The sequence below is a fragment of the Paenibacillus radicis (ex Xue et al. 2023) genome, from assembly GCF_024722015.1.
In the GTDB taxonomy this organism is placed as follows: Bacteria; Bacillota; Bacilli; order Paenibacillales; family NBRC-103111; genus Paenibacillus_S.
Map to the genome: position 1 here is coordinate 141617 of NZ_JANQBD010000021.1, position 17626 is coordinate 159242.

The 17626-nt window shown below is 44.9% G+C and carries 11 protein-coding genes and 1 pseudogene; 10 read left to right on the forward strand and 2 right to left on the reverse strand.

Translation table 11 applies throughout. The annotated features are described in order from the left end of the window. Positions 1-70: 70 nt before the first annotated feature. Entirely contained in the window at positions 71-1153 is a 1083-nt protein-coding gene (locus tag NV381_RS26240; RefSeq protein ID WP_258216256.1) for a Gfo/Idh/MocA family protein, read from the forward strand. An 84-nt stretch (positions 1154-1237) separates the two neighbouring features. On the opposite strand, the gene NV381_RS26245 is transcribed toward NV381_RS26240, so the two are convergent. Together NV381_RS26245 and NV381_RS26250 are read right to left on the reverse strand one after the other, a co-directional pair. Then, entirely contained in the window at positions 1238-2257 is a 1020-nt protein-coding gene (locus NV381_RS26245) for a cytochrome d ubiquinol oxidase subunit II (RefSeq protein WP_258216257.1), read from the reverse strand. Then, complete coding sequence (locus NV381_RS26250) at positions 2254-3609, reverse strand: cytochrome ubiquinol oxidase subunit I (protein WP_258216258.1); 1356 nt, start codon at positions 3607-3609, stop codon at positions 2254-2256. The genes NV381_RS26245 and NV381_RS26250 overlap by 4 nt, the downstream gene beginning before the upstream one ends. Before the next feature lie 136 nt (positions 3610-3745). Here NV381_RS26250 and NV381_RS26255 point away from each other — a divergent pair. The 9 genes and pseudogenes from NV381_RS26255 (at position 3746) to NV381_RS26295 (ending at position 17551) form a co-directional block, all read left to right on the forward strand. Next, a pseudogene (locus NV381_RS26255) lies at positions 3746-4868 on the forward strand (amino acid permease). 301 nt (positions 4869-5169) lie between these two features. Further along, the gene (locus NV381_RS26260) at positions 5170-5415 is read left to right on the forward strand and encodes a hypothetical protein (protein WP_258216259.1); all 246 of its coding nucleotides are present in this window, start codon (positions 5170-5172) and stop codon (positions 5413-5415) included. Between the two features lie 76 nt (positions 5416-5491). Further along, complete coding sequence (gene ltrA, locus NV381_RS26265; RefSeq protein WP_258216260.1) at positions 5492-6910, forward strand: group II intron reverse transcriptase/maturase; 1419 nt, start codon at positions 5492-5494, stop codon at positions 6908-6910. 223 nt (positions 6911-7133) lie between these two features. Then, positions 7134-8750 carry a spore germination protein gene (locus NV381_RS26270; protein WP_258216261.1) on the forward strand — a complete coding sequence of 539 codons (1617 nt, stop codon included), beginning with the start codon at positions 7134-7136 and terminating at the stop codon, positions 8748-8750. Then, positions 8747-9955 (forward strand): Ger(x)C family spore germination protein, encoded by a 1209-nt coding sequence (locus tag NV381_RS26275; protein ID WP_258216262.1) that lies wholly within the window; start codon positions 8747-8749, stop codon positions 9953-9955. Before NV381_RS26270 ends, NV381_RS26275 begins: the two co-directional genes overlap by 4 nt. A gap of 33 nt (positions 9956-9988) precedes the next feature. Beyond that, complete coding sequence (locus NV381_RS26280) at positions 9989-11098, forward strand: GerAB/ArcD/ProY family transporter (RefSeq protein ID WP_258216263.1); 1110 nt, start codon at positions 9989-9991, stop codon at positions 11096-11098. 659 nt (positions 11099-11757) lie between these two features. Then, on the forward strand, positions 11758-14172 hold the full coding sequence (gene helD, locus NV381_RS26285; protein WP_258216264.1) for an RNA polymerase recycling motor HelD: 2415 nt from the start codon (positions 11758-11760) through the stop codon (positions 14170-14172). Positions 14173-14723: 551 nt separating this feature from the next. Continuing rightward, positions 14724-15746 (forward strand): response regulator, encoded by a 1023-nt coding sequence (locus NV381_RS26290; protein WP_258216265.1) that lies wholly within the window; start codon positions 14724-14726, stop codon positions 15744-15746. After that, the gene (locus tag NV381_RS26295) at positions 15746-17551 is read left to right on the forward strand and encodes a cache domain-containing sensor histidine kinase (protein ID WP_258216266.1); all 1806 of its coding nucleotides are present in this window, start codon (positions 15746-15748) and stop codon (positions 17549-17551) included. Before NV381_RS26290 ends, NV381_RS26295 begins: the two co-directional genes overlap by 1 nt. The last annotated feature ends 75 nt before the right edge of the window (positions 17552-17626 follow it).

Below are 17626 nucleotides of genomic sequence, written 5' to 3' on the forward strand. Positions count from 1 at the left end.
CTAGGACTAGGTTATTTTGATCATAATGATAAACAAATTTGCTTTTTATCCTGAAGGAGGAGCAAGAAATATGTCGAAAACGTTTAGAATTGGAATTATAGGTTGCGGAGGGATTGCAAACGGGAAACATATGCCCGCATTAAAAAATCAACCCAATGCAGAAATGGTCGCCTTTTGCGATATTGATGTAAACAAAGCCCATGATGCAGCGAATAAGTTCGGTGCAGAGGGAGCTAGAGTATATGAAAATTATCGGGATTTATTAAATGACGGGTCTATCGATATTGTACACGTTTGTACACCGAATGATTCCCATGCGGAAATTTCCATCGCAGCTCTAGAGTCCGATAAGCACGTAATGTGCGAGAAGCCAATGGCCAAAACAGCTGCTGATGCAAGACGTATGGTTGAAGCTGCGAAACGTACAGGCAAAAAACTGACGATCGGTTATCAAAACAGGTTTCGTTCGGATAGCCAATATTTGAAAACAATTTGTGCCGAAGGTGATCTTGGAGAGGTGTATTATGCGAAAGCACATGCAATCCGCCGCCGCGCAGTACCGACATGGGGTGTGTTTCTGGATGAGGAGAAGCAGGGCGGTGGTCCGCTGATCGATATTGGTACCCATGCTCTGGATTTGACCTTGTGGATGATGGACAATTATAAGCCTAAGGCAGTGCTGGGAACTGCTTTTCACAAGCTTTCCCATAAACCGAATTCAGCCAATGCCTGGGGAGCCTGGGATCCTGAAAAGTTTACCGTTGAAGATTCCGCCTTCGGGATGATTACTATGGAGAATGGTGCTACCATAGTATTGGAGTCCAGCTGGGCGATTAATATGCTGCAAACAGGTGAAGCCAAAACAACCTTGTGCGGAACAGAAGGCGGTGCAGACATGCAGGATGGTCTTCGTATTAACGGAGAAAAACACAGCCGCTTATACATGAATCAGATCCAATTGGATGCTAAAGGCGTAGATTTCTACGATGGGAAGAAAGAAAGTCCTGCCGATTTGGAAGCACGCTTATGGCTTGAAGCCGTTGAGCAGGATAAGGATCCGGTTGTAACTCCTGAGCAAGCTTGTGTTGTATCCGAAATTCTTGAGGCTATTTATGAATCTTCCAAAACAGGTAAAGCTGTATATTTTGACTAAGAAATGGTTTTGATTTGAATAAAAAAAGGCTATCCAACAAGTAGGATGACTTGTGGATGGCCTTTTTTAATAATTTATATGACCTTATTTCCCATGCTTGCCCTGAACATAATTTGCGTTAAACAAGAACAGCCGCATCAACAAGTACAAGGAAGGAATGAGCAGCATTAGTCCGGCTATGAAGGCAATTATCAGCGCAATACCCATACTTGGACTTGTGATACTCTCATGGATCGAGATCATGGGGTATAAGATATAAGGTAAATGCGAAGCCCCATATCCAAAGAAGGCCAATGCGAATTGCAACATCACCGTCAGGAATGCTAACCCGAGACGTTTGCGATGCCAAATCAGGTAAGTAGCGACCATGAAGCAAAGGAATGACAGCACGAACATCCAGGATAGATCAAGCATCTGTTCAAAATGCCAAGGATTATGCCGTTGTATTGAGAAAAATACAAGCAGACTGCTAAGAATAGTGGGTATGCTCCATCCAAGAGCGAAGCCGCGCAGCACTTCCATAGCCTTATAGTCCTTAGCTTTGTCAGCATAGTAGGTTAAGAAAGCTGCGGATATAAACAAAACACTGACGAGCGATAAAATAACGACAGACCAGGCATAAGGACTTGTAAAAAGCTTGCTGTAGAGCAAGGTTACCTGATTGCCCTTTTCCTCGATATAACCTCCCTCTGAGATCGTCAGCACTATGGATAAAGAGGCCGGAATAAGCAGTCCGCTGGCTCCGTACAGCAGCATATAGAACTTATTATCCTTGGAACCGTAAGTGCTGAAGGCATAATACGAGCCACGAATGGCTAACAGTATGATAGCAATGCTGCCTGGAATTAACAGCGTAGTACCCAGGTAATAAGCTGTATCCGGAAAGAAGCCGACCATCCCGACCATAAAAAAGATCAAGAACACATTGGTCACTTCCCATACTGGGGAGAGGTAGCGTTCGATAATGCCATGCACTAAATGTTTTCTTCCGGTAAGCATGCTGTAGTAGCTGAAAAAACCGGCTCCAAAATCAATAGAGGCAACAATCAAATATCCATACAGAAAAATCCAGAGAACGGTAATTCCTATCAGCTCGATATTCATTTATGCGGGCCTCCTTCAATACCATTCTGCTCCAATTCCTGTTCAGGAGTATAGCTACGGAACATACGGCGAAGTATGATCCAAACGGTGAAGCCGAGTACGATATACAGTAAGGAGAAAAGCAGCAGCATCCAGTCCACATTAGCAGAGGTCGTGGCACCATGCACGGTTTTCATATAGCCGCGCAAAATCCATGGCTGTCGACCGGCCTCAGCGAAAATCCAACCGCATTCAATGGCGAGCATGGCGAGCGGACCTGACCACACAATGCAGCGAAGCAGCCAACGAGGCAGTGGCTTTCCTGTGTTTTGGCGCGATTTGCGATTGATCCATAAGTATGCGATACATAGTACAATCGATAAGCCGCCAATGGTAACCATAATATCAAAAAAATAATGAATATAAAGCGGCGGTCGAAGCTCTTTCGGTGTTTCGTTCAGTCCTTGAACAACGGCATCCGGCTTGCCATAGGCCAGTATACTTAGAGCATAGGGCAGCTTTAAGGCATAGCGAATTTCGTTGTTTTCACCTAATACACCGCCAAAAACAAGTGGAGCTTTCTCGGCAGTCTCAAAATGCCATTCGGCTGCAGCAAGCTTTTCCGGTTGATACTCAGCCAGAAATTTGCCGGACAAGTCTCCGATAAAAGCGGTAGATAAGGAGAAGATTAGTCCGCAAACCATCGTCAGCTTCAGCGCTTTTTGATAGTAGATGTGACGTTTACCGGCGAGCAGTGCTACAGCGGCTATAGCTGCAAGCACGAAGGCGCTGGTCATATAGGCAGATGAGAGTACATGTGCCGTTTTGGTAGGCGTTGCAGGATTGAACATAGCAACTATCGGATCGATATCAATTATCGTGCGACCGGATAGCTTGAACCCTTGGGGAGTGTTCATGAACGCATTGACAATGGTGATAAAAAAAGCGGATGCACTGGATCCTATTATAACTGGAATTGATATTATAAAATGTGTCCAAGGATTACGGAACCTATCCCATGTATACAAATAAATGCCAAGGAAGATCGCTTCGAAGAAGAAAGCGAATGTCTCCATAAACAGCGGAAGCGCAATGGCTTGACCTGCAATTTGCATGAAGCTTGGCCATAATAAATTCAGCTGCAGACCGATGGATGTACCGGTAACAACACCGACGGCTACAGTGATTACAAAGCCTCGCGCCCAGCGACGAGCCAGCAGCGTATAGTGAGGGTCTTTACGCTTTATCCCCAGAAATTCAGCGATGGCAATCATAACTGGAACCCCGACCCCGATGGTCGCAAAAATAATATGAAAGCCCAGCGTTAGCCCAGTAAGTATTCGGCTGTACACGGCCGGATCGTACGACATCATGGTACATCAGCTCCTTATTTTGTAGTACATGTTATTGTATTACCCAAACGGTTATATTATTTATTATAAACGGGACATGTGATTTTTTTCACAACATATTTGAACGAGTTTTGACTAAACGGTTACGAAATGATGAATCTCAATAATAATACCTACAGCATTTTGGTATTCGATACCCATTGCCTTTGGAGTATTAATTTTATTATTAGCTCTTATTTTGTCTTACAGGCAAATTATATTTGCTTATCCCCACGGCGGAGGAGCGTATGTGGTATCAAAGGAAAATCTAGGTATACTCCCTGGTTTAATCGCCGGAGGCTCCTTATTGGTCGATTATATTTTAACGGTGGCAGTAAGTGTGTCAGCGGGTACAGATGCCATTGCATCTGCTTTTCCGAGTTTACACTCTCATACTATATCCATTGCCATTGCGTTTGTGTTGTTCATTACAATCTTGGAGACCGATTAGGATATTCCAATGGGATTATCATACTTGGAATTTTTTCAATCATATTAATCATTGCTTTTCAAGGACAAACCGAACAACTCATCCCGCTTTACGCTGTTGGTGTGTTTATCCCCTTTACCCTTTCTCAGACAGGAATGGTGGTAAAATGGATACGTCAAAAACCCAAAGGATGGGTATTATGACTAATAATTAACGCAACAGGTGCTGTAATTAGCGTTATCGTCTGTATAATGTTTTTTCAACCAAGTTTTCACAGGTCTGGTCAGTGTTAGTTTTCTTGCCTTTAATCATTTATCTTTTTCACCGAAATAGAAAACATTATGAGGCAGTAGGCGACCAATTAAGACTAACAACCTGTGAACCTGTTGTGCCAATTGAGGGCAATGTAATGATTCTCCCTGTGGTAGGTATTACACATGTGGTAGAGAACTCGTTAAAATATGTGAAATCTCTTTCACCCCACCAGATCATTGCCGTTTATGTTCCTTTCGAAAGAGAAGATGAGGCAGTGTTTGAAGAAAAGTGGAACAAATGGCAGCCTGATGTGAGACTGGTGACATTACACTCACCTTACCGAAGTATCATTAACCCATTGGCTAAATTTATTGATACAGTCCAACGCAAAGCAAGTGAATCGAACTACCAAGTTACAGTCGTTATACCCCAATTCATACCAAAAAAAGCGTGGCACAATATCTTGCATAATCAATCAAGCTTACTGATTAGAGCATTCTTGCTATTCAACAAAGATGTAATTGTGACCACCGTACCGTTTCATTTAAAGAAATAGGGCTAAGCGCGTATGTATTCGATTACCTTGAAAATCTTAAAAAGCAGAGAACTACGATTTATGGTTTCAGGAAACATCGCAGCTGCAATTCCAGCCGCTTTTTGATGCAACAGAATCCGTATTGCCACCTAAGCTAGACGCTAGTGTATGGCTAACGGGAACCCTAGTTGTTAGCAACCTTACTTTTGGCTGTCGATAAATATATCGGCAGCCTTTTTAGTGCGCCACGCATGGCGATTAACTAGGCGGTGAAAGTCCGTTGTGGGGGCTTGTAGTTGCCAACCACTAGCCAAGAGCAAGGGTGTCCATCGCGAGGTGGAATCTGAAGGAAGCTGGCGGCAAAATTCCGACCCGAGGAACACGAACGACATCAGGCACAGGATATGGGACGAGTCTGCTAAACAAGACGAAATCCAATAAACTACACGGACATACCAGTGTAAATGGCGCGGGTGCATGGAAGGAAAGTGAATCGTCTTACCGTGGGAGGTCTCATGGACGTGAGGAGATCCGCTTCGAATCACGGTTGAAACAAGATTTATCATGAGAAGTCAGCAGAAGCCATAGTACCTCGAACCGTCGACAGTTCGAGGGAAGGGCCGAACCTTAGGAGGTGGTAGTCAATGAACGTTACCGGGGCAGAAGAGAAGTACAGCCAACTTCCCGAAAAGGAAGGCTCGCTGCGGAAAGCAAGTGCGGAACACGGAGGATATGCAGGAGCGTACGGTTCTGAACGGATAACCGAAAACAACACCACCAACGCAAACGAGTCGAGGAAAGGACTGCTGGAGGAAATTGTGAGCGCAGCCAACCTGAACGAAGCGTTCAAGAGGGTGAGAGCGAACAAAGGCGCACACGGAGTCGATGGGATGAAAGTAGATGAACTTCTGCAATATCTCAAAGAAAACGGAGAAGCCGTCCGGCAGTCCATTCTGGACGGAAAATACCGTCCGAATCCCGTCCGAAGGGTAGAGATACCGAAAGAAGACGGCAAGAAGAAAAGAAATCTAGGCATTCCAACGGTAGTTGACCGGGTCATCCAGCAGGCAATCGCGCAGGTGCTCAAGCCGATCTACGAACGACAGTTCTCGGAAAATAGCTACGGATTCCGGCCGAAGCGAAGCGCCCACGGTGCGATCGAGAAAAGCCAGAATCATATCCAGGAAGGATATAAGTACGTAGTGGACATGGATTTGGAGAAATACTTCGACTCGGTCAATCAAAGCAAGCTGATCGAAGTGTTATCACGAACCATCAAAGACGGGCGAGTCATCTCGCTGATCCACAAATTTCTGAGAGCCGGCGTCGTGGTGAGGCGCAAATTCGAGGAAACAGAACTCGGCGTGCCGCAAGGTGGGAATCTGAGTCCAATACTTAGCAATATTATGCTAAATGAACTGGACAAGGAAATGGAGCGGCGCGGACATCGGTTTGTACGATACGCGGACGACCTCCTGATCTTCTGCAAAAGCCGAAGAAGTGCCGAGCGAACGCTTGAGAACATTCTGCCCTTCATCGAGAAGAAGCTGTTCCTGAAGGTGAACCGGGAAAAGACGGTGGTGGATGAGGCGAGGGGAATCAAATTCCTGGGATTCTCCTTTTACGAAGCAAAAGGGGAAACGAGAGTCCGAATTCACCCGAAATCCATTGCAAAGATGAAAGCCAAGATCAAAGCGCAGACATCGCGGAGCAATGGAATGGGCAATGAGGAACGAGCAAAGAAGCTTGGACGCTACATTATGGGGTGGGTCAACTACTTCAAAATAGCGGACATGAAGAAACTGCTCAAAACCACGGACGAATGGATGAGAAGGCGAATCCGCATGATCTACTGGAAACAATGGAAACGAGTGAGGACGAAGTTCAAGATGCTCCAAACACTCGGCATCCGGAAACAGAAAGCATGGGAATTCGCGAATACTCGAAAAGGCTACTGGAGAACTTCCATCAGCCCGATCCTCACCACCTCCCTCGGCAATAACACCATCAGAGGTTTGGGATTCCTTTTCTTTTCGGATTATTATCGACAAGTTACTGCGTGAACTAGGGAACCGCCGTATACCGAACGGTACGTACGGTGGTGTGGGAGGTCGGCTGCTCAACTAATGAGCAGCCTCCTACCCGATTTTAATAAGGATTTTATTGCGAAATATGGAACTGTTCATCAAAATGAAATCTCAATAGATATACCCAAATCTTCTAGTTTATGTATAATGTGAATCTCTTCAGTGAAGAATAAGGTAAAATTTAGATCGGGGTTTGAGTATGACATTATGGAAAAACATTCGCAAATGGAGCAAAAAATCCCAGCAAACTAAAAGTGATTTTGCAACTAGTTTTAGAAAGCGGAGTCTATCCAGCGATTTGCAAACGAATATCGATCAAATTAAGGAGGAATTCGGTTCCAGCCCTGATGTTATTATTCGCGAATTCCTTCTCGGTACCGAGTCTGTACTTAAAGTAGCAATGATCTATATGGACGGCTTGGTTAATAAAAATGCCATTTTTCATTTTGTAGGACATTTTCTGAACGGAGAATATCAGAAAGATTGGTTGGCAAACGCAAATCCGCACGAGAGCTTGTTGCATTTTTTAAGAAATCATGCCCATGAGATCCATGAATTGAGAACGATCGAAACTTGGAACGAAATGATGTTGTCTTGTTTGTCAGGTGATACGGTCATCTTAATTGACGGTTCAAATAATGGCATTGGGGGCAACACCAGAGGAGGAGAATTAAGACAGATCTCGGAATCTACGACACAAGTTGTTATCCGCGGTCCAAAAGATGCATTCATCGAATCAATCGGGACCAACATCGCACTTGTACGCCGTCGCATCAAAAATCCGAATTTATGGCTAGAAAACATGGAAATCGGTAAAGTCACGCGAACGGATGTGGCTATATTGTACCTCCATGGCATTGCCAAAGAAGATTTAATAAAAGATATTAAAAAGAGATTGCTCGAGATCGAGATTGATTCAATCATGGAGTCCGGCAATATTGAAGAATTGATTGAAGACCAGACGTTCACGCCGTTTCCGACCATTTATAATACGGATCGTCCTGATATTATCGCCGCCAATATTATCGAAGGCAGGGTGGCCATATTTGTGGACGGGACACCTTTTGTACTCATCGTACCGACGATTTTCTCTCAATTTTTTCAATCAGCAGAGGACTATTACCAACGCTTTGATTTTGCTACATTTGTGCGATTATTGCGTTATGTCAGCTTTTTCATCTCGGTCATGGGACCATCAATCTATATCGCATTGATCACTTTTCATCAAGAAATGATTCCTTCCCAGCTGCTCTTCAGTCTTGTCTCTTCAAGGGAAGGGGTTCCTTTCCCTGCTTTAGTCGAAGCATTAATGATGGAACTGAGCTTTGAAATCTTGCGAGAAGCGGGCGTTCGTATGCCTCGATCTGTCGGTCAGGCCGTTTCCATCGTAGGAGCGCTCGTCTTAGGTCAAGCGGCTGTACAAGCTGGTATCGTTTCTCCTGCTATGGTCATTGTTGTTGCCATTACCGGGATTGCTAGTTTCGCCACACCTGCGTTCAATATTGCCATTACTGCCCGCATGCTTCGTTTCGTGCTGATGATTTTGGCGGCAAGCTTTGGCGCTTTCGGCATTACCATGGGAATGATTTTTATTGTGGCTCATATGACCAGCTTACAGTCGTTCGGGACACCTTATTTGTCACCACTTGGACCTTTCAATATAATCGATCAAAAAGATACTTTTATTCGTTTTCCTCTCTGGTCGGTCATCACCAGGTCCAAGCTGTTCAGAGTTAAGAAATATGCCCAGACTTCGAAAGAGACTCCATCCGCTTTAAGCAATCATGGAGAAAGAAATGGGGATGGAGCTCAATGAATGTTAACAGGGTATTACTGATCGTATTTCTTATGGGAATAATGATGATTACAGGGTGCTGGAACCGAAGGGAGCTTTCGGAGCTTTCCATCGTTTCCGCCATAGGCATTGATAAACTACAAGATGATGAATACCTCATCTCTTTTCAAATTATTAACCCTTCAGAAGTAGCAGGTAAATCTCCAAGTGGGGGTGCCGGAGGATATTCGCTTCCTGTAAACGTGTATCGGGGGATGGGGAAGACGATTCGCGAGGCTACATTGAAAGCTTCGCAGCAGCTGCCTCGAAAAATTTATTTTTCTCATGTTCGTTTGGTTGTTATTGGTGAGACTTTAGCTCAAGAAGGTATTCAGGAACTTTTTGATTTTTTCGAAAGATTTTTTGAATCCAGGCTAAACATAAATGTTCTTGTCGCCAGAAATGGGGATGCAGAATCTGTAATCTCGTTCCTTTCTCCTATTGAAAAAGTACCAGGAAACTCCGTCGTGGATCAAATAAAATTAACAACATACGTATGGTCGTCTAATGTGAACACCGAAATGGTGGACGTCATAAAGATGATAGTCAGTGAAGGAAAAGAACTTAGCATTAGCGGTATTAAAATTCTTGGAAATCCCAAAATTGGGGGTCAACAAACAAATTTTAGGACAAGTGAACCAAGAGCTATACTTGCTATTAGCGGCATCGCAATATTTAAGGATATGAAATTAGTAAAGTGGTTGGATGGAGACGAAGCATACGGTACCGTATGGACATTAAATAAAATGAAGAGTACGATGGTCAGTCTCGATTGTCAGAACAAAAAAAACGCACTCGATATTGTTGTTCTTCGTTCAAAAACAAGAGTGCAGGCTAAAGTTAAAGGGGAAAAACCCTCTATTTACATCGACATCAAAGAGGAAAGCGATGTCGGCGAAGTAAGATGCGGCCTGGATCTGAGTGATCCTGATGAAATAATGAATATAGAGAAAGCGTTGGCTGAGAAGACGAAACGAATGGTGCTCGCAGCCGTTAAGGAGGCACAAAAAGCAAAAAGCGATATTTTTGGATTTGGAGAATACGTGAATATGGAAAACCCGAAAACATGGAAACAGCTCAAGGATGACTGGAACACTACTTTTGTTGAAGTCCCCGTAAATGTAACGGTGACAGCTTATATACGCAGGACCGGTTTAGTGACAAAACCGTATTTCTACAAAGAGTAAGTTCATGCAGCGGTGGGAAGGTGTTTGATGCTTATGGAGAAAACGAAAATCAACATGTGGCAGTACTTTGTGCTCATCTTACTATTTGAATTCGGAACTGCGATTGTTGTGAGTCTTGGGGTGGCTGCGAAGAAGGATGCATGGATTGCCATTTTGCTTGGTTTGATTGGGGGATTGATTCTGTATAGTGTCTATGTCTCTTTATTTCATAGGCATTCTGGTTTGCCGTTAACCGGATATCTGAGGGAAATACTCGGGAAACATGTCGGGTGGCTTGTAGGATTAATATATCTCCTCCTGTTTATATATGGGGCAGCAAGGGACTTGAGAGATGCCGGAGACCTGCTGGTAACGGCTGTTTATGATCAGACGCCGCTATTCGTAGTTAACTTTATCATGTTCATTGTTATTGCTTATGTGTTATATAAAGGGGTTCTAGTTTTGGTAAGAACAGGGGAAATTTTCTTTTTGATTCTGATCTTTTTGGGTATCATGGGCAATGGGCTTGTTTGGATATCCGGACTTGTGGATATCAAAAATTTGCTGCCGATACTGGAAAACGGATGGAAGCCGATTTGGACAGAAGCTTTTCCACAGACACTGGCTTTCCCTTTCGGGGAAATGATTTGCTTTACGATGCTACTTCCGTATTTACAAAAACCTCAGAAAGCTATGAAAATTGGTTTATTTGCCATGGTATTAGGCGGTCTTGTATTAAGCTATACAATTACGCTTGAAATTTCCGTGCTTGGTTACAACTTGGTAAGCCGTAATGCGTTCCCTTTGTTACAGACAATCAGTATCGTAAAAATTGCAGACTTCCTGCAGCGATTTGATGCGATAGCGATTTTGACATTTATTATTTGTGATTTCTTTAAGATCGCCATGTTTTATTATGCATCAGTTTTGGCGGTGGCAGATTTATTCAAGATTAAAGAACAAAACAAACTTGTGCTTCCGATTGGCGTCGTCATTCTTTTCAGTTCCATGACGATTGCCAGCAATTTTACGGAACACATGAATGAAGGAATCCGCCTCGTTCCGTTCTATTTATTATTTCCTTTACAAACGGTTATCCCCTTACTACTGCTTGGAATCTCATGGATCCGGCAATACTGGGGCCCCGCTTCAAACAACTCTTAATTCGGTGACTTCTTTATAAATTGTGAAAGAAAAGGTGGTATTAGTAACATACTTGCGATGATAAGCAAAATAACGATCTCGGTAGACGTAAACATTTTTATTGTGCTTAGCATACCCCGGAGTGAATAATTCAGACTTATTCCCGAAAACAGATCTATGGTTATTGCAAAAGCAGTGGTTAATACAAATATTAAGAAAGCAAGCAGCAATATTTTCATCATTCGGTAACCCCGATCATAAAGTTAGTCAAACGTATTCTCGTTGAATTTATCGTTTATGTTAACCATTCGGGGTTATTTCTATTGGATTAAATAATGGTAATCGCGAATAAAGTGAGAGCATACGTCTCCGCTTACAACACAGGGTAGTGGACATAAAAAAGATGATCCCTGATAAATTCAAGGGTCATCTCTTGGCTGCTTAACTCCGCGGTGATTTGTTTAAATTGTCCACGATCCGGATCAGTGTTCAGCTCTGTCGAGGGGAACAAAAAATAGATTGAACACAAAATAACACTATGATATAATCAATAGCGTTAATGAAAATTTTAAATAGTATGAATCCAGTTTTAATCCTACTTTAATTGTACATCTGGAACTTTGATTTGTCAATGCTCTTTTTTACCTCAAAAAACGGAAGAAGGAGTGTGTTCAGGAGATATGGATACAAATTGGCGGCAGGAACAGGAGCGGCTGGAACGGGTCAGGAACAAGCTGCAGGCGAGAATCGCCGAACTGGAGCCGGAGGTTGCCGGGCTGCACGATCAGGCTACGGACATCCGCAAGCGGTTTTGGGAAGAAGTTACGATTAACACAAGTACTTACGAAGATTTCGAAGAGACCTTCTACACGATTAACCAGCAGTCCGCGGTATTGGCCGAACGGGAGCGCGGCCACAAGCTGTTGACACAGCAATGGAAAAGCATGAAACGTCTGCTCCCGTCTCCTTATTTCGGACGCATCGACTTTCAGGAGGATGGCCTGGGCCTCAGCGAGCAGATCTATATCGGCGTATCTTCCTTCGTCGACGAAGATGGATTGAGCTTTCTGATCTATGACTGGCGTACGCCAATAGCTAGCCTCTACTACGACTACTCCCCAGGTCGAGCGTCTTATGTCACGCCGGCCGGACGAATCGAAGGGACGATGGAGCTCAAACGGCAGTTTCAGATTCAAAACGGGAAAATCCGCAACATGTTTGATGCGAGCGAAACGATCGGAGACGAATTGCTGCAGCAAGTGCTTGGCAAAGGTGCGGACTCGCAAATGAAGAGTATCGTGGCAACCATCCAGAAGGAACAAAACGCTATCATCCGCAATGACAAAAGCCGGATGCTTATCGTGCAAGGGGCGGCCGGCAGCGGTAAGACTTCCGCGGCATTGCAGCGGGTGGCGTACTTGCTGTATAAACACCGCCAGACGATCAGGGCTGATCAGATTGTTCTTTTCTCACCTAATCCGATGTTTACCAGTTATATTTCCACCGTCCTTCCCGAACTCGGTGAAGAGAATATGCAGCAGACAACTTTTCAAGAATATCTCGACTATTGGATAGGTTCTTCGTTACGGCCGGAGGATCCCTTTGATCAGATCGAATATGTACTGAACGCACAAGGAGCGCCGGGATATGAGGCTCGTCTTCAGGGGATCGAGTATAAAGCTTCCGAAGCTTTCCTGCAAGCACTGCAGAACTATGGAATGTGGTTGGGAGGGGAAGGCATGCGATTCAACGGTATTCGGATTCGGGACCGCGACTTGATTACCGCGGAGCGAATGAGAGTGAAATTTTACGGTTATGACCGTTCCCTGCCGTTGCTCAATCGTGTCGTTCTCTTGCAGGAATGGCTGCTGAATGAACTGGCTTCGCTGGAACGTATGGAGCGGGAAGCGCCTTGGGTACAGGAAGAGTTGAATTATCTCGACACCGAGCAGTACGAGGAAGTCTTCGGAATGCTGCATAAAGAGAGAGAAGTCTTCGACATTGCGGAACAATTCGCCGCAATTCGCGAGAAAATTAACAATAAGCGCCGGGAAGATGAAGGTGACTTTGACTTCGCCCGGAGAGAGGAAGATCTGCTCCGCCGAAGAATCGTGAAAGAAAGCTTTAAGCCGCTAAGGAAAAGTGTAAAGAAACTCTCGTTTATAGATGTCAAAGGCATATATGGCCAATTGTTTGTCGACGAAGCCGCTTATCGTGAGAAAACGAGTGGGGCCGCCATCCCCCCGCTGTGGCCTGAAATATGCAGACAAACCAAGGAAATGCTGCTCAGGAACGAATTGTTCCATGAGGATGCGACTCCGTACTTGTATATAAAAGAACTGATCGAAGGCGTCCGGACGAACACGGAAATCCGGTATGTCTTCGTTGATGAGGGTCAGGATTATTCGTCGTTTCAATATGAATATCTAAAAAAGCTGTTCCCCCGTGCACGGATGACGGTGCTCGGCGATTTCCGGCAAGCGATCTTCATGCAGGCTACAAGTTTGGACGCAGCCGATTCGTCGCTAGTCCGCCTTTTTGGTGAAGCCGAAACAAGCCTTGTCTCCCTTGTACGCAGTTATCGTTCAACTAGGGAGATTGTTGAATTTACAAAATCGATGCTTCCAGACGGGGAAGAAATTGCACCGTTTGAAAGGGGAGGCCAAAAGCCCCTTCTGACGAGACTGGACGGCGGGGAGAAGCGTGATGCGCAACTTCTGGAAGACATCGCGGCGCTCAGGGCCGAGGGCTTCGATTCTATCGCCGTCATTACTAAGACCGCAGCTGAAAGCCGGGAAGCCCATGAATCGTTACGGATTCAAGGAGGCGAAGCTCTGCAGCTCATTACGAAGGAGACGCTTAACTTTGAAAAAGGAGTGATGGTCATTCCTGTGTATCTCGCCAAGGGTGTCGAGTTCGATGCAGTCTTGGTCTATGAAGCTTCGCCCGAAGCTTACGGCAGGGACAACGAACGCAAGCTTCTTTATACGGCGTGTACGCGGGCCATGCATCGGCTTCATCTTTACACGACGAGCGATTGGTCGCCGTTCTTGCAGGCGTTGCCTGCGAATTTGTACGAGAAAGCGTCATATTGATTGATTGACATATCGGGGGGTGACGTCGGCCGCAATATGCTACGCTCATGATTCTGCAAATCCGAACCCGGCGATGATGGCGGGTCACTAATCGCGAATCGGCTCCGATTCGCTCATATGCAAATAGCCTTGGCCGTTAGTCGGCCAAGGCTATTTTTTGCGGAATCATGCTAGTCTGTACAGCACGTCACGGTGATACCGGTATTTGATCGATTAGGAGATTGGAATTTTCATAAACACTTGATTTGACGAAGTTGAGTTGTCATATTAAGGTAGTGCTGGTGCAGTTGTACCGATTCATACAGGAAGACCGTTCTCAGGATCAGAACCAAGCTGAGCCATTTTGGATTATTAACGGAAGGGAGTTTCGATTTTGATGACTATGTTCAGGTTTTAATGGGTAGGCAAGCTAAAGGGATTCTTAACATAATAGAGGTATGGATGAGACTTTACCGATTCTGCTGGTGTATCCTTTCCTGCAAAAGTATGTCTATGGCGCTCTTGTCGGGGCGATCAAAGGTTAACGTTTTTTTAGAACAGGGGGCAAGCGAATGGCGAGAATCTTTGTTGTTGACGATGAACCTATCATCGGAATTGGGCTCAAAACTTTAATTGGGGAATATAAACGGTTTAGTGAGATCGATACGTTTACAGACGGTGTGTCAGCGCTGTCGAACATCGTGGCTAACCCACCTGACGTTGTGTTGACCGATATTCGGATGCCTCGTATGGACGGATTGGAGCTATGCCGAAATATTCAGCAGCTAAAACTCTTCACCAAAGTTGTTGTGCTTTCGGGATATGGGGATTTTGCGTATGCACAAAAATGTATGTCGTACGGCGTACAGGAATATTTGCTGAAGCCTATTACAGAAATTGAGCTTTTCCCAGTGCTGGATAAACTGCTCGCCATGCGGGATGCGGCGGTTATTTCCTTCTCCCTATTTGAGCAATGGATCGATCAATTGGAGGAAGCGGTTTGGATGATGGACAAGGTTAGGGCCGATGAACTGCTTGAGGAGGGAAAGCGGGAGGTGTTTGCTTTTGAAACGGACATCCAGCAGCACCAACGGGTATACGACGCTGTCAGGCTGCTTCTCAAGAAACTGAATGCCAGAGGGGCGTATAGGTTTGAGACGAAGCCGCTTTTAGAGGAGAACACTGTCATCACGATTACGTATGAATGGTTTCAGGCCGAAATCGGAATATGGATACAGCGATTGAGCGAGTACCGCAATCATGAAAAAATCAATGTTTTGGAGGCGGCTATCCAGTACATCGATGAGCATCTTTTCGAGGAGGAGCTTTCATTGGACATGGTTGCCGGGAAGCTAGGCGTAACGCCGACCTATTTCAGCCATTATTTTAAGAAAAAGACGAATGAAACCTTCGTGCAATACCGGATGCGCAAACGAATTGATAAAGCCAAACAGCTGCTTGCCATTCCGCACTACAAAATCATCGACATTGTAACCGAGGTCGGTTACGAAAGCTACCCACACTTTTCGAGAGTGTTCAAAAAGGCAACCGGATATTCCCCTACCGAATATCGCGGGCTGCTCGGGATCAAGTAATGAATAACAGGCTGGCACGCAAGGTTTACATTTATTTTGTCATTATTATCGCGCTGACCTTGGTGACGGTGGGGGTCACCGGCTATTGGCGGTCGTCCAATGAATTGGAGAATCAGTATGAAGGGCTGTTGACTCAAATCGTTGATAATGTTTTACATGAAACCGATTTATATTTGAAAAACTACGAGAGGGCAACGGTATCTATTCTGACGTCTCCTGTAGTGAAAGAGGCTCTGGATCTTCCACGCAATACTACTACCGGCTTTTATACATCCGAAATTGCCATGAAGGGGGTATTTCAACCGGTCCTCATCAACAACCCGGAAATATCAATGACGTACATCATCGGTTACAACGGGTTCCAGGCAACGGATTTCAATATTCACATTGTTTCTTTTAATTACAAAGCTTTTCAAGAATATGTCGAACAGATGAAGGAAGACGATGAAATAAACGGGAAGCTGACGATCCAGGACTCCGGATTTCTGGACGGTCACCTCACACTCGTTCGCAAATTGGCGGACCGAACCTCATCCAAATCATTTAAAGGCATTATGGGCTTCGAACTAAAGATAGGAGAGTTGAACACGCTCTGGAAGGGCATAAAGCTCGGACAATCCGGGTATTTTTTTATCGTCAACGATCGCGGAAAAATATTATATCATCCAGATTCGAGCCGAATCGGCAAACAGCTTGACGGTATGCATTTCAATTCGGTTGAAGCCAATAAAGACCAAATATTTGAATTGCCCGGAGAACCGGGGCGTGTTTTCTTTAGTCGAAAGTCCGACTATTCCGGATGGACGCTGGTGGCAAGCATGTCGGTTGCTGAACAGAGGAAGCCGATTTCAGACTTGCGGCAAACAACGCTAATCGTAGGTATCGTCACATTGATTTTGGCCTCATTTCTAGCTTATCGTTTCGGTCAATCTATAGTTCGTCCAGTTCGACTACTGGAAAACGGGATGCGTCAGACGGCCAAAGGCCAGTGGACCAAAGTACCTCTGACCGGAAGCCGTGATGAGATGGATCAGCTTATTACCAGTTACAATACGATGGTCTCCCGACTGGAGGAGCTTGTCGAACGGGTTTACGAGACCGAGCTGCGCAATCAAGAAAATTTAATGAAACGGCAGCTGGCCGAATTTCAATCGCTGCAATTACAGATTAATCCGCATTTCTTGTACAACACTTTGGAAATTATTATTTGTTACGCCGTTATCCAGAAATCAAGCGAAATTAAAGACATCGTTCGTTCTCTGTCGTATATGCTGCGCTATTCCATACGCACTGATTTGGAGGAAATAACGGTAGTCAACGAGCTTAAGCATATTCTGTACTTTATGTCTATTATGAAATACCGCAACCAGCGCGAATTTGAAATCGATGTTCGCATCCCCGCGGATTATTTTCTGGACAGCATGGTTCGCTTGACGCTGCAGCCCTTGGTCGAAAATGTGTTTAAACATGCGTTTCCCGATGGGATCGAGGATACTCACACGATTATTATTGACGCCTGGAAGGATGAAGCGGATTTTTATGTGACCGTAGAAGATAATGGCTGCGGCATGGATGCAGAATCCCTGCTGCAATTAAGCACACGACTCATGAACAGCCGGGAGGAGAGTCTGTTGGATACACAACCAACATTTGAAGGCAGCATTGGGCTGCTCAATGTGCATAACCGGATTCAGATGGTGTTCGGGCAGCAGTATGGGCTTTCCGTGCAAAGTGAGCGGGGAGTGGGTACGAAGGTTACGATTCGCATGCCGTCATCCAGTGCAAATAAAGTCATATCGGTGTAAATGAGCATAATGCTCGGCGGGCCCTTTTTTCGTATTCTAAACAAAGAAAGACATCAAAGATACCTAGTTAAGGGT